Below are 13,490 nucleotides of genomic sequence, written 5' to 3' on the forward strand. Positions count from 1 at the left end.
AGTAACTGGGGTGAGCGAGTGCAGCCAACGCACCTGTAGCTTGAAGTATGACGAGTATCAACACCTGGAATTTTATACAGAGTTGTGGTGATTATATCAGCGCGGTGAGGGATGCCAACCGCGAAATTTCGAGATGAGGTAACAGGCGGCTGTCGTCGATCTGCATCAGGTCGCCGTCGTGCAGGTTTATCCAGCAGGCCTGCATGCCGCAGCGGACGGCTCCGGCAACGTCCGTGGTCAGGTCGTCACCCACGTGAAGGATTTGCGCAAGCGGCACGTCGAGCTTTTGCGCCGCCAGATGGTACATATCATTAAACGGTTTTGAACGTCCGTGCGGGCCAGCCCGCAGAACGAACTTAAAGTATTTATCAAGCCCGAAAAGATGCGGCTCCGCGTTGCCGTTGGTGATCGCCACCAGCGGCCATTTTTCGGCGAGCTTCGCGAGCGTGTCGTGAGTTTCTTCCGGCACGTCAATACGGCTGCGCCACGCTGCAAAATTCGCCATGGAAGCCGTAGCACCCGCCGAAGCTTCTTCTGCGCTCAAGCCCGCGTCGAGCATTGCTTGCTCAACGGCACGACGACGCCATTCGGTCACGTCGTGATAGATATCAGGCTCGGCAAGGCGAATCGCATGGCGCAGGCGCATGAAATCAGGCTTTTTTAACGCGCTCAGGCTCGGATGGTAGTTCTGCACAAAACTTAAGGACTCAAGCTCGGTACGTTCGATCACCGGACGATTGTCATACAGGGTGTCGTCCAGATCAAAAGTGAGCGCGGCAACTGGCCCAAGTGGGCGGTAAAAATGCATTACGATTTCCCCCGTTTGGCGCGTGGATGCGCGGCATCGTACACCGTGGCTAAATGTTGAAAATCTAAATGGGTATAGATTTGCGTGGTGGAGAGATTCGCGTGGCCCAGCAGCTCCTGCACGCCGCGCAGATCGCCGCTCGACTCCAGCATATGCGTGGCAAAAGAGTGGCGAAGCTTGTGGGGATGAACATGGCTGTTCAGCCCCTGCTTGATCCCCCACTCGCTAAAGCGCTTCTGGACGTTGCGGGCAGAGATACGTTTCCCCTGCTTCGACAGAAACAGCGCGTCGTCGTCCGGGCCAAACAGCTCACGCAGATCGAGCCAGTGCTCAACCCAGGTCACGGCGGATTTCCCCACCGGTACACGACGCTCTTTGCTGCCTTTGCCCATCACCCAGATCTCGCCCGTGCTGAGGTCGATGTGCCCGTAATCCATGTTGACCAGCTCGGAGAGACGCAGGCCCGCGCCGTACATGACTTCCAGCATGGCACGATCGCGTACCGCCAGCGGATCGTTCAGATCGATATCCAGCAGGCGGTTAACGTCATCTACTTCAATATTTTTCGGCAGATGGCGGCCTGATTTTGGCGCGGAGATCCCTTTTGCGGGGTTGGCTTTGAGTTCACCCTGGCTGACCTGCCAGTCGAAGAAGCTGCGCAGCGCGGAGAGACGAAGCGCGAGGCTGGAAGGCCCGAGGCCTGCTCTACGGCTGCGGACGGCAAGAGATCGCACGCCTGCGGCATCGCACTGCTGCCAGTTTTTCACCCCCATCTCACCCAGCAGGTGGACAATGGTTTCGAGCTGGCGGCCATAGTTTAGCAGGGTAAGCGGGCTGAGCTGGCGCTCAACCTTCAGATAACGCAGGAAACCATCAACGGCTGCCTGAAGCGGTGAGATGGTCATACGCGCTCAATCCAGCGCTCCAGCAAATCGGGCAGCATCAGCGCCAGTTCATGCAGCAGCTGCGTCCCCTGGCCCTCATGATAATGCTGCGGGTCGCGGCTGCTGAACAGCAGCACGCCGAGATCGGCATCGCTGCCCATCAGCGACATGGCCACCGAACCGATGGCTTTCGCCTGCGGCAGGATCACCAGCAGCTCCGGTCCGTTGAGCGTCCCAAGATAGTGCTGGCTGTCGCCCAGGCGCTGAATGCGCAGGGGCTCAAACGCCTGGCGGCTCAGGGAGAGCTGCACGAAGTCAGAAGGTGCGCCGATACGCCAGCGGTCAGCAAAAAGACGGACATTCGCCCCCGCCAGCCCCATCTCGCGCGCCCAGCGGTGCAGGCGGTTGAGCATATCCTGCAGGCTTGTGGCCGAAGCCAGACGGCCCTGGAGTTTGAGCAGGCGATAGAACAGGCCCTCGTTAGTACTGGCCTCTTCCATCAGCAGGTTCATGTTCTCTTCGAGGCGGTTGATGTGGTTACGGCTGCGCGCCATATGCCACTCCACCAGCGACACCGTGCCACGAACAGGGTGCGGCACCTGCATCTGTTCTACCCGGTGGGCATTGCGAATAAAGAAGTCCGGATTGCGCTGCAGGTATTCCGCCACGGCGTTATCGGTGAGCTCCAGTACGGCTTCTTGCTGTTCCTCGGCGTTCTTCATAGATGTATGAATCCATCATAGACATGGGCCGCCGGGCCGGTCATATACAGCGGAGAACCCGGCCCTTTCCAGGCGATATCAAGGCGACCGCCGGGCAGCTCAACGCGTACCTGTTCGGCCAGTAGGCCTTGCTGTATACCCACGGCAACGGCACCACAGGCACCGCTGCCGCAAGCTTGCGTTTCCCCGGCTCCGCGTTCAAAGACGCGCAGGCGGATGTGTTCACGAGTAACGACCTGCATGAATCCGATGTTTGCCCGCTCAGGAAAACGTTCGTGGCTTTCCATTACCGGACCTAAGGTTTCAACGGCTGCGGTGGTGACATCATCAACCTGAATCACGCAGTGTGGGTTACCCATCGACACCACGCCGCACATGATGGTCTGTTCCGCGGCACGCATAATATAGGTCTTTTCCGCTTTGTTTGCGCGGAACGGCACTTCGGAAGGTTCGAAGTTGGGCTCGCCCATATTCACGCGTACCAGCTCATCATCCGTCACGCTAAGCACCATACGGCCATTGGCGGTACTGACGCGAATATCACGCTTGTTGGTCAGCCCTTTCAGGCGCACAAAGCGGGCAAAGCAGCGCGCGCCGTTGCCGCACTGCGAGACTTCGCTGCCGTCGGCGTTGAAGATGCGATAGTGAAAATCGAGATCCGGATCGTACGGCGGTTCAACCACCAGCAGCTGATCGAACCCGACGCCGAGATGGCGATCCGACAAGCGACGGATCAGCTCTGGCGAGAAGTAAACGTTTTGTGTCACCGCGTCGACGACCATAAAGTCATTACCGAGGCCATGCATTTTTGAGAACTGCATCTTCTGCTCCATTTCCGCGGTTACTTATCTCTTGGCGACTAGTAAACAGTCTGGGTCGGCGCGTCGTCCATTCCGCGATCGTTGCGGACCGGGGTAGGTGACTGCGTCTGTGGAGCAGGCGCGGTGTTTTGCGTCGCCGGTTTGGTTTTACCGTCAGCCGGTGGGAAATAGAGAGGGCCTTTCAGGCCACAGCCGGTCAGGCTAAACAGCGCAAGAGCGACAGCCAGCGGGCAGAAAATTTTCTTCATTATTGAGTTGCCTGTGATTCATTATGCTGTCGTCTATCATCGCAGGTGAACCCCGAAAAGCAATACTCTTTTCTATTCCGCAGGGTTGCTTTTATACTGCCCTGAACCCGAACAACCGAGAAGAAGAGATGAACGACAGCGAATTTCATCGCATATGCGACGGCCTGTGGATGACGATTGAAGAAAGCCTGGACGACTGGGATGGCGAAAGCGATATCGACTGTGAGATTAACGGCGGCGTGCTGACGCTGAGCTTTGAGAACGGCAGCAAGATCATTATTAACCGCCAGGAGCCGCTGCATCAGGTGTGGCTGGCAACCAAAAGCGGTGGCTATCACTTTAATTTAAAAGGCGAGCAGTGGATTTGCGACCGTAGCGGCGCGGAGTTCTGGCAGCTGCTGGAAGAGGCCTGCACGGCGCAGGCTGGCGAGCCGGTCAGCTTCCGCCAGGATTAATACTGCTGCAGCAGCGGCGTATCGCTATCGTCCTGATTGGCGGGTGCCGCTGGTACGATGGTCTGGGTGCGGAACGGAATGACCTGCATGCGGCCATCAACCTTCACAATCTGGTAGAACTGCGGCAGGTTGAAGTTGATGAAGCTTGAGCCGTAGGTAAAGCGGTCGTGGGATGACGAGTAGAAGCGGCTGACGTCACGCACCAGTTCCTCTTTGCTGCCCTCGCAGTGGTGGTAAACTTCCGCCCGGTTGCTCTCATCCAGAATGTAGATATTAAAGCCCTGATCTTCGCTGGACTGCTCGAAGAAGAACTGAATTATCCCTTCGCTGGCAAACCCGTCCACCACCGGCGGCAGCTCGACGTGATTCGTTTCGACCTGTACCGATAAGCCATGCAGTTTGTTATGGGAAATTGCCCCATAGAACTCCACCGCATTTTCCAGTTTTTGTACCGACACGCTCAGGCGCTCGAAGAACAGCCCCCAGGTTTGCCCGGAGACGCGCAGCGCTTTGAAGCGGCCCGGCTCCTGGCGCGTGCTGGAAAGGCGGAAATCGATACATTCGGAAACCAGCTGCTGCACGCGGGTGCGGATCAGCCCGCGCAGATGCTGGCTGTAGCAGAACACTTCCACGCTGTCCGGCGGCGCGGCGTCCTGGTGCATTTTGCCCAGAATGGTCTTCAGCGCCTCGATCATCGCCTGCTCGCCGTTGAAATGCAGGGTTCGCACTTCGTTCCACGAGTTGCGATACAGCAGGTCGACGCTGCCTATCAGACACTGCTGCTGCTGCCCGAAGCTGAAGACGTCAAGCTTGCGGAAATCGAAATGCACGACCTGATTGCGGAAGGCTGCCGTCGGGTCATATTCAAGATTGATTATAATCGCCAGATGGCGAATTTCGCACGGGCTGTAAAGCGCCTTCGGTGTTGGCGCGGGCAGGCGAAGCGGGAAGTGGTGCGAAACATCGGCAACCATTTCCTGTAGCTTAGGCAGATCGCAAATGCCGTTGCCCTTAATAAACAGGCGGGTGCGAGAGGTCAGCAGGCCGTTGAAGTAGGCCCATGCCACCAGCTTATTAAGATAACGGTTATATTCCAGCGGCTGATGGCTGATGATGGAATTCATGTTTGGCGCGCGGTTATACAAATACCAGCCTGAACGGTTGGCGCGGCCCGGCGGCACATGAATGAACGTCAGGTGCGATTCGGACAGGTCCGGGGAGATCTGCGGGTTAACCAGCGTCACTTTACCCGGCAGCGCTTCAAAGGCCGCGTATAGTTTACGGGTCAGCACACCGATATCCTGTGGGCTTGCGGAGACGCTGAGGTTGTTACGGCGAGCAAAGCGAATCAGGTTGCGATAGCTCTGCATCATGGCATCAAGCAGTTCGTTATGGGCGTCGCGGACCTGGTCAATTTTCCAGTTCGCACGGTTATCCAGCATCGCCAGACGCTCTTCGTCCCAGCCCCACTCCTTGACCAGTTGGCTCAGCACTTCACGCCGCCAGCCTACGCAGGCGCGTTCACGCGAGAGCTTTTCGCACACTTTCAGGTAGAAGCAGCGGCGCACCAGGTCCAGGCGGGCAGTATCTTCGATTTGCGTCAGATAATGGGTAACGCGTTCCAGCATCATGCAGTACGGATCGAGACCAAATGAAACGATCTCGCCGTCATGCAGGCGCTGTTTAATGTCTTTCGCCAGCAGGCGGGCGTTCGGGTACTCCCAGGAATAGGCTTCCAGCAGCAGGGTTTTCAGCACTGCCTTATAGGGGGAGTCGATGCTTTTATAGAGCTGCCACAGGCTGGCACCGAAGTACTCTTCGGCGGAGAGCGTGCTCAATCCACCGAGATCCAGCCATTCGTTTGGTGTCAGCACGCCCTGTGAATAAAGAGACATGACATAATCGTCGTAATGCTCTTCTTCATCGCCCGGCACCATACTCCACAGAATACGTTTGCCCGCCAGGCGCACGGCAGTGCGATAAAATTCGTCTAACAGCAGGATGTGCTGGGTTGAGCCGCAGTCTTCGCCGCCGAGGCTGCCGCTTTCGTTATGACGGAAACGGTTTTCGTCGATCAGGAAGAAGCTAACCTCTACGCCCAGCGACGCCGCCCAGCTTTCCAGCAGGCTGCATTTGCGCTGTAACAGCTGGCGTTCGTCATTATCGAGCCATGCCTGGTGGCACACCCAGATATCCAGGTCTGAAGAACAGCTCTGGCCGACGGAGGAGGTACTGCCCATGGTATAGAGGCCGGTGATGGGCAACTCGCCCTTGACGGTCGCCTGCGGCGGCATGCCGCGCATCAGTTCCAGCTCGTTCAAATAGTGGCGTTGGGTTTCATCAGGCGTGTAAATGCAGATGCCATGGGGAACGTTACCGTCGAGGTAACCCGGCATCAGCGGGTGATGATAATGTAACAATGTTGGCAGAAGACTGTAGACCTGCTGGAAAGCAGGGCCCATTGCAGCAAGCGCGCGATCTACACGCAGTTGGTTGATGGCATCCAGTCTCTGTTTAAGCGTCTCAATATAGAGGTACAAGACATATCGCCTGATGGTTTCAGTATTTCGAAAAAACCCGTTTCCCGGTCGTTGCCCTTATGATTATAAACGAACGGGCAAGCGACTGCTGGAAACGTGATCAATTTAACACCTTGCTGGTTGACCGTAAAGAAAGTTGCACTACGCACAACCTTCCACGCCAGGAAGCCGTTTTATATTCCATAATACGAGTCACGTCCCTCTTTTCCGCAAAAACCGTTGAAACTGACAGCCTTCCGCGAAGAGTGGTAGGATGGCAGCAGGACGACAATTACGGTAACAAGCATGTTAGACAATGTATTAAGAATTGCCACTCGCCAGAGTCCGCTAGCCCTCTGGCAAGCACAATATGTTAAACAGCGCCTGGAAGCGAATCATCCGCAGCTCACCGTAGAGCTGGTGCCGATGGTCACCCGTGGCGATGTGATCCTGGATACGCCGCTGGCCAAAGTCGGCGGTAAGGGTCTGTTCGTCAAAGAGCTGGAGCTTGCGTTGCTGGAAGGCCGTGCTGACATTGCCGTCCACTCCATGAAGGACGTGCCGGTCGAGTTTCCGGAAGGTCTGGGTCTGGTGACGATTTGCGAGCGCGACGATCCGCGTGACGCCTTCGTTTCAAACCAGTATGCCAGCCTCGACGACCTGCCTCAGGGCAGCGTGGTGGGTACTTCAAGCCTGCGCCGTCAGTGCCAGCTCGCCGAACGTCGCCCGGACCTGATTATCCGTTCCCTGCGTGGCAACGTTGGCACTCGCCTAAGCAAGCTCGATAGTGGCGAATACGACGCGATTATTCTTGCCGTCGCCGGGCTCAATCGTCTGGGCCTGCAGTCTCGAATTCGCTCCGCGATGCCAGCTGAAATCTCCTTACCGGCCGTTGGCCAGGGTGCAGTCGGCATTGAATGTCGCCTGGCCGATGACTGCACCCGCGCCCTGCTCGCCCCCCTGAACCATGAAGAAACCGCCATTCGCGTTAGCGCTGAACGCGCGATGAACATGCGTCTGGAAGGGGGCTGCCAGGTCCCTATCGGTAGCTACGCTGAACTGAAAGACGGCGAACTCTGGCTCCGTGCGCTGGTTGGCGCGCCGGACGGCTCCTTTATGGTGCGCGGTGAGCGTCGCGGTAAAGCAGAAGATGCGGTCCCAATGGGGATCAATCTGGCGGAAGAGCTTCTCAATAACGGCGCACGTGAAGTACTGGCCGACATTTATGACGGGGACGCGCCCGCATGACGATTCTTGTCACCCGCCCCTCTCCCGCCGGGGAAGAGTTAGTGAGCCGTCTGCGCGCACTCGGGCAGGTGGCGTACAGTTTTCCCCTCATCGAATTCTCCCCAGGCCGGCAGCTGGAGCAGCTGTCGGAGCGCCTTGCGGCCCTGTCGCCGGGCGACCTTGTCTTTGTGCTCTCACAGCACGTGGTACATTACGCGCAGCCGGTTATGCAACGCAACCGTATTAAATGGCGTGAAAACCTGTCCTGGTTCGCCATCGGACGCACAACGGCGCTGGCGTTGCACACCGTCAGCCATTTGCCGGTTCGCTACCCGTTAGATCGGGAAACCAGCGAAGTCTTGCTACAATTACCTCAATTACAGAATGTTGCCGGGAAGCGCGCGCTCATTCTGCGTGGTAACGGCGGCCGGGAGCTTATCGGGAACAATCTTGCTTCCCGTGGTGTTAAAGTAGAATTTTGTGAATGCTATCAACGCTGCGCAAAAATTTATGACGGCACTGAAGAGGCCTTTCGCTGGCGCGATCGCGGCATTAACACCCTCGTTGTCACCAGCGGCGAAATGCTTCATCAGCTTTATACATTGATACCAGAGTGGTATCGCACTGACTGGTTACTGCACTGCCGGCTGGTGGTAGTCAGTGAGCGTTTGGCGATCGTTGCCCGTGATTTAGGCTGGCAGGATATTCGGGTCGCCGATAACGCAGACAATGACGCGCTGCTCCGCGCGTTACAATAAACCTAACAATATGGGACGCCACAATGACGGAACAAAATACTTCCTCCGCCATGGTTGAAGAGACCAAACCCGCGGTGGAAAGCACACCGCTTCCAGAGCAGCCTCCACAGAAGAATCGCAGTGGCGTGGCAGGTATTGCGCTGGGTGCAATCGCCATAGCTATCGCGCTGGCGTTAGGTGGTGGCCTCTACAGCTATGGTAAACACCAGGCTTCCGCACAAACGGCGACTAACGATGCGCTGGCAACCCAGCTCACCGCCCTGCAAAAGCAGCAAGATGAGCAGAAAGCCGAGCTCGAAAAGACCATCAAACAGCAGGCTACCGCCCTGGATGAAGCCAGTCGCCAGCAGGCAAACCTGACTCGCCAGCTTGATGAAGTACAGCAAAAAGTCGCAACCATTTCCGGCAGCGATGCCAAAACCTGGCTGCTGGCCCAGGCGGACTTCCTCGTCAAATTAGCCGGACGCAAGCTATGGAGCGATCGGGATGTCACTACGGCCGCCGCGCTGCTGAAAAGTGCCGACGCCAGCCTGGCTGATATGAATGATTCAAGCCTGATTGCCGCTCGTCGTGCCATCACCGACGATATCAGCGCGCTGTCCGGTGTTTCACAGGTCGATTACGACGGCATTATTCTGAAGGTAAATCAGCTGGCGAATCAGGTAGATAACCTGCGCCTGGCCGATAACGACAATGACGATACGCCGATGGACTCCGACGGCAGCGAGCTCTCAAGCACCGTGGCCGAATGGCGCCAGAACCTGGTGAAGAGCTGGCACAGCTTTATGGACAGCTTTATTACTATCCGCCGCCGTGATGAAACCGCGGTGCCGCTGCTGGCACCGAACCAGGACATCTATCTGCGTGAAAATATACGTTCGCGCCTGCTGATTGCCGCTCAGGCCGTACCGCGTCATCAGGAAGAGATTTACAAACAGTCTCTGGAGAGCGTTTCTACATGGGTTCGCGCTTATTACGATACCGATGATGCAACTTCCAAAGTCTTCCTGGATCAGCTGGACTCGCTGAGCCAGCAGAGCATCAATATGGATGTCCCGGACAGCCTGCAGAGCCAGCCGCTGCTGGAGAAACTGATGCAGACGCGCGTTCGCAATTTACTCGCTCAGCCTGCTACCGCAGACGCTGCACCAGCTGAAGCGGCGCCCGCACCGGCTCCAGCCGAAAGCCAGGGAGAATAGGCATGGTTAAAGTCTTATTGCTTTTCCTGCTGCTGATCGCCGGGATCGTTCTCGGGCCAATGCTGGCAGGTCATCAGGGCTACGTCCTGATCCAGACCGACAACTATAACGTGGAAACCAGCGTGACGGGCCTTGCGATCGTTTTGATCCTCGCCATGTTCGTGCTGTTTGCCATTGAGTGGCTCCTGCGCCGCGTCTTTCATACCGGTGCCCGCACTCGTGGCTGGTTTGTCGGCCGCAAAAGTAGCCGTGCCCGCAAGCAAACGAAAGCCGCGCTACTGAAGCTGGCAGAGGGGGATTACCAGCAGGTTGAGAAGCTAATGGCGAAGAATGCCGATCATGCGGAACAGCCGGTGGTGAACTATCTGCTGGCAGCCGAAGCGGCGCAGCAGCGTGGCGATGAAATTCGTGCCAACCAGCATCTTGAACGCGCTGCGGAGCTGGCGGATGGTGACCAGCTACCCGTTGAGATCACGCGCGTTCGTTTGCAGCTCGCCCGCAACGAAAACCACGCCGCACGTCATGGCGTGGATAAGCTGCTTGAGATCGCTCCTCGTCATCCGGAAGTGCTGCGTCTGGCAGAGCAAGCCTACGTCCGGACCGGCGCCTGGAGTTCAGTGCTGGATATCCTGCCGGCAATGGAAAAAGTACAGGTTGCTGACCCTGCACACCGCGCGGCGCTTCAGGAGCAGGCATGGATTGGCCTGATGAATGGCGCGATGGCCGATCAGGGTAATGATGGGCTGAAAAACTGGTGGCGTAACCAGAGCCGTAAAACGCGTCAGGAAACCACGCTACAGGTAGCGATGGCGGAGCATTTAATTGAGTGTGACGATCATGAAGCGGCGCAGGAAATCGTGCTGGATGGTTTGAAGCGCCAGTATGATGAACGTCTGGTGCTATTGATGCCTCGCCTGAAGTCGGGCAATCCGGAACAGCTTGAGAAAGCGCTGCGCCAGCAGATTAAAACTCAGGGCGATCGTCCTCTGCTGTACAGCACGCTTGGTCAGCTATTGATGAAGCACGGTGAATGGCAGCAGGCGAGCGAAGCATTCCGTGAAGCGATCAAACAACGCCCGGACGCCTTCGATTACGCATGGCTTGCAGATTCGTTGGACAGGCTTCACCAGCCGGAAGAGGCTGCTCTGATGCGCCGCGACGGCCTGCTGCTAACCCTGCAAAACAATCCCAACGCTTAAACCTTCAGGGCGAAGTCCTTTCGCCCTTATGCTCTACGCCGAAACAAAAAAAAACACCTGCCGATTGGCAGGTGTTAAAACAGGCCTTTTGACAACTAAGTGGTGCTTCACTCAACGTTATGTCCATGGTGTCGGATGAGGCCTGAGGCGACATCTGTCGGTGGACGATAAGCACCGTAATTGGCTCTGCGTCATTCCTGGGTTTATGAAGCCGAAGCAAACATAAGAAGTGGAATGAGCATCTACACGATTATTATTGCACGATGCATGCCAGTTTTTAAACAAGAATTGGCTTATTCATCCGTTACCTGCTAATTCAGGCAGTTATCACGCCTTCAATCCCAGCATTTCGGTGTTTCGTACATGCTATCTGCCCTGCCCCGCCTCGTCTGTCTCCAGCTGGAGACAGTAAATACCGTTAAATTATTTATCACTAATTATCAGTATATTATGCGTCGCCAAACAGAGACAGGGTTTACAGGATTGTTGTCGATTAGCGACGCCGGGGGCGTAAGACAGGGAAGAAGGCTATATCCAGCAGTTATTCACCCAACATCACGATTAAGGTAGGATGGATAAACGAAGTGCCATCCGCCGCTTTACCCGGGGATACAGACGCAAAAAAGCCAACCCGAAGGTTGGCTTTTTCTAAATGTGGTCGGCGAGAGAGGATTCGAACCTCCGACCCACTGGTCCCAAACCAGTTGCGCTACCAAGCTGCGCTACTCGCCGAAATACTGCTTTACTGCTTACTACCCATTTTACTTAATTTAGATGATTGGTGCGAAGAGAGGGACTTGAACCCTCACGTCCGTAAGAACACTAACACCTGAAGCTAGCGCGTCTACCAATTCCGCCACCTTCGCATCATAACCACTAAATTAATGGGGTGGCTAATGGGACTCGAACCCACGACAACTGGAATCACAATCCAGGGCTCTACCAACTGAGCTATAGCCACCACTGTAAAATCTTTCACGCGGTATGTTAATTACCACCGCAGCTCTAGCGCCATTCTTGAAATGGTGCGCCCGACAGGATTCGAACCTGAGACCTCTGCCTCCGGAGGGCAGCGCTCTATCCAGCTGAGCTACGGGCGCGTAGCGCCGTTGCGGGGTCGGATATTACGGCCTTCATGCTCAGCTGTCTAGTGGTTATTTAAATAAAATGCGCGTTTGGTTACGCTTTGCGCATAATGCCGTTTATCCGTCCGGATTTTCCCGAGAATACTGTTTATTCAGGCCAAAAACCTTGTAAACCAAGGTCACCATCAGCATAAAGCCCATCCCTACCAGCAGCGATAGTCGCGTGTCTTCGTTAAAGCCCATACCGACGAGAACACAAATTAAGAAGGCTATCGTCAGATAGTTCGCCCAGGGGAACATAATAGATTTAAAAGGATGGCTGGCGATGGCTTCACGGTGGGCTTTACGGAAGCGCAGCTGGCTAATCAGAATCACAAACCAGGGCACCATTCCCGGCAGCACGCTGGCGCTATAGACGTAGACAAACACCCGCTGTGGGTCTGGAATGATGTAGTTCAGGCATGAACCTACCAGCAGAATAACAATGGAGACCGCAACACCCGCCACCGGCACGCCACCCCGGGACACTTTAGCCATCCTGGCCGGAAGCTGTCGGTTCTTCGCCAGGGCATAAAGCATCCGCCCGCAGCTATACATCCCGCTGTTGCAGCCCGACAGCGCAGCCGTCAGCACCACAAAGTTAATGATCCCCGCCGCAGCCGTAATACCCACCTTCGCAAAGGTCATGACGAACGGGCTGCCGCTGCTGCCAATCTGGTTCCACGGGAAGATCGTCACAATCACGAAGATGGCTCCGACATAGAAAATCAGAATTCGCCAGAGCACTTTTCCTACCGCACTGCGCAACGTGACCTGCGGATTCTTCGCTTCACCCGCAGTGATACCGATCAGCTCTACGCCCTGGTAAGATGCCACCACAATACATAACGCGGTTAAAAATCCTTTCCAGCCCCCGGCAAAAAATCCGCCGTGGTCGGTCAGGTTGCCAAACCCAATCGCCTGTCCCTGATTGCCAAAGCCGAAGAAGATAACGCCCAGACCAACCACAATCATCACGATAATGGTGGTGACCTTGATCATCGCAAACCAGAACTCAATCTCGCCGTACAGACGCACCGCGGCCAGATTCGCCAGCGCCACCAGCCCTACGGCAAGTAAAGCGGGCAACCATTGGGGTAAGTCCGGGAACCAGTACTGAACGTAGACGCCGATGGCGGTGATTTCTGATATGCCCACCGCCATCCACATAAACCAGTAGGACCAGGCGGTGAAGTAGCCAAAGAAGGGGCTCATGTAACGATGCGCATAAACGGCGAACGAACCGGCTACAGGTTCGAGGAAGAGCATCTCGCCCATGGAGCGCATGATAAAGAAGACGAACACGCCGGCGATGATGTAGGCCAGTAAAACTGAAGGGCCTGCCCATTTGAGCGTGCTGGCCGCCCCCATAAATAATCCCACACCGATAGTGCCACCCAGTGCGATCAGTTCGATATGTCGAGCCTCCAGCCCACGCTGCAGCTCTGCTTCTTTCTCTGCCATAGTTCCTCTGAGTGTCTTCGCAAACTGTCCGGTTTAAACCGGCTCATGCCATGACATTAACC

At 56.1% G+C, this 13,490-nt stretch carries 12 protein-coding genes and 4 tRNA genes; 5 read left to right on the top strand and 11 right to left on the bottom strand.

Annotated features, from left to right (window positions below):
• Positions 1 to 91: 91 nt before the first annotated feature.
• Genes yigB through ACA108_21210 form a run of 5 tightly spaced genes read right to left on the bottom strand, consistent with a single transcriptional unit; the run spans position 92 to position 3,483 of the window.
• Complete coding sequence (yigB, locus tag ACA108_21190; protein ID XEX95796.1) at positions 92 to 808, bottom strand: 5-amino-6-(5-phospho-D-ribitylamino)uracil phosphatase YigB; 717 nt, start codon at positions 806 to 808, stop codon at positions 92 to 94.
• A complete protein-coding gene (xerC, locus tag ACA108_21195; GenBank protein ID XEX95797.1) occupies positions 808 to 1,713 on the bottom strand; it encodes a tyrosine recombinase XerC in 906 nt (301 codons plus the stop codon). The genes yigB and xerC overlap by 1 nt, the downstream gene beginning before the upstream one ends.
• Positions 1,710 to 2,414 carry a DUF484 domain-containing protein gene (locus ACA108_21200; protein XEX95798.1) on the bottom strand — a complete coding sequence of 235 codons (705 nt, stop codon included), beginning with the start codon at positions 2,412 to 2,414 and terminating at the stop codon, positions 1,710 to 1,712. Before ACA108_21200 ends, xerC begins: the two co-directional genes overlap by 4 nt.
• Entirely contained in the window at positions 2,411 to 3,235 is an 825-nt protein-coding gene (dapF, locus tag ACA108_21205) for a diaminopimelate epimerase (protein ID XEX95799.1), read from the bottom strand. Before dapF ends, ACA108_21200 begins: the two co-directional genes overlap by 4 nt.
• A 38-nt stretch (positions 3,236 to 3,273) precedes the next feature.
• On the bottom strand, positions 3,274 to 3,483 hold the full coding sequence (locus ACA108_21210) for a lipoprotein (GenBank protein ID XEX95800.1): 210 nt from the start codon (positions 3,481 to 3,483) through the stop codon (positions 3,274 to 3,276).
• A 128-nt stretch (positions 3,484 to 3,611) separates the two neighbouring features.
• Between ACA108_21210 and cyaY the strand changes: the two genes are divergently transcribed.
• Positions 3,612 to 3,938: an iron donor protein CyaY gene (gene cyaY, locus ACA108_21215; protein XEX95801.1), complete on the top strand. Its 327-nt coding sequence runs from the start codon at positions 3,612 to 3,614 to the stop codon at positions 3,936 to 3,938.
• Here the strand turns inward: cyaY and cyaA are convergent.
• Positions 3,935 to 6,478, bottom strand: a complete 2,544-nt coding sequence (gene cyaA / locus ACA108_21220; GenBank protein ID XEX95802.1) for a class I adenylate cyclase — start codon at positions 6,476 to 6,478, stop codon at positions 3,935 to 3,937. The two genes, cyaY and cyaA, sit on opposite strands and share 4 nt — an antisense overlap.
• Positions 6,479 to 6,763: 285 nt before the next feature.
• On the opposite strand from cyaA, the gene hemC reads away from it, so the two are divergent.
• The 4 genes from hemC to hemY are packed head-to-tail and all read left to right on the top strand — an operon-like array spanning position 6,764 to position 10,840.
• Positions 6,764 to 7,705 (top strand): hydroxymethylbilane synthase, encoded by a 942-nt coding sequence (gene hemC / locus ACA108_21225; GenBank protein ID XEX95803.1) that lies wholly within the window; start codon positions 6,764 to 6,766, stop codon positions 7,703 to 7,705.
• Positions 7,702 to 8,442 (top strand): uroporphyrinogen-III synthase, encoded by a 741-nt coding sequence (gene hemD, locus ACA108_21230; protein ID XEX95804.1) that lies wholly within the window; start codon positions 7,702 to 7,704, stop codon positions 8,440 to 8,442. The genes hemC and hemD overlap by 4 nt, the downstream gene beginning before the upstream one ends.
• Positions 8,443 to 8,465: 23 nt before the next feature.
• Complete coding sequence (hemX, locus tag ACA108_21235; protein XEX95805.1) at positions 8,466 to 9,641, top strand: uroporphyrinogen-III C-methyltransferase; 1,176 nt, start codon at positions 8,466 to 8,468, stop codon at positions 9,639 to 9,641.
• Positions 9,642 to 9,643: 2 nt separating this feature from the next.
• Complete coding sequence (gene hemY, locus ACA108_21240) at positions 9,644 to 10,840, top strand: protoheme IX biogenesis protein HemY (GenBank protein ID XEX95806.1); 1,197 nt, start codon at positions 9,644 to 9,646, stop codon at positions 10,838 to 10,840.
• Between the two features lie 655 nt (positions 10,841 to 11,495).
• Here hemY and ACA108_21245 read toward each other — a convergent pair.
• From ACA108_21245 to ACA108_21265, 5 genes are all read right to left on the bottom strand, one after another.
• Positions 11,496 to 11,572: transfer RNA gene (locus ACA108_21245), tRNA-Pro, on the bottom strand.
• Positions 11,573 to 11,619: 47 nt separating this feature from the next.
• A tRNA-Leu gene (locus ACA108_21250) sits at positions 11,620 to 11,706 on the bottom strand.
• A 19-nt stretch (positions 11,707 to 11,725) separates the two neighbouring features.
• A tRNA-His gene (locus tag ACA108_21255) sits at positions 11,726 to 11,801 on the bottom strand.
• 62 nt (positions 11,802 to 11,863) lie between these two features.
• Positions 11,864 to 11,940, bottom strand: a tRNA-Arg gene (locus ACA108_21260).
• 102 nt (positions 11,941 to 12,042) lie between these two features.
• Complete coding sequence (locus ACA108_21265; GenBank protein ID XEX95807.1) at positions 12,043 to 13,428, bottom strand: amino acid permease; 1,386 nt, start codon at positions 13,426 to 13,428, stop codon at positions 12,043 to 12,045.
• Between the last annotated feature and the right edge of the window lie 62 nt (positions 13,429 to 13,490).

The sequence above is a fragment of the Dryocola sp. LX212 genome (assembly GCA_041504365.1).
Lineage (GTDB): Bacteria > Pseudomonadota > Gammaproteobacteria > Enterobacterales > Enterobacteriaceae > Dryocola.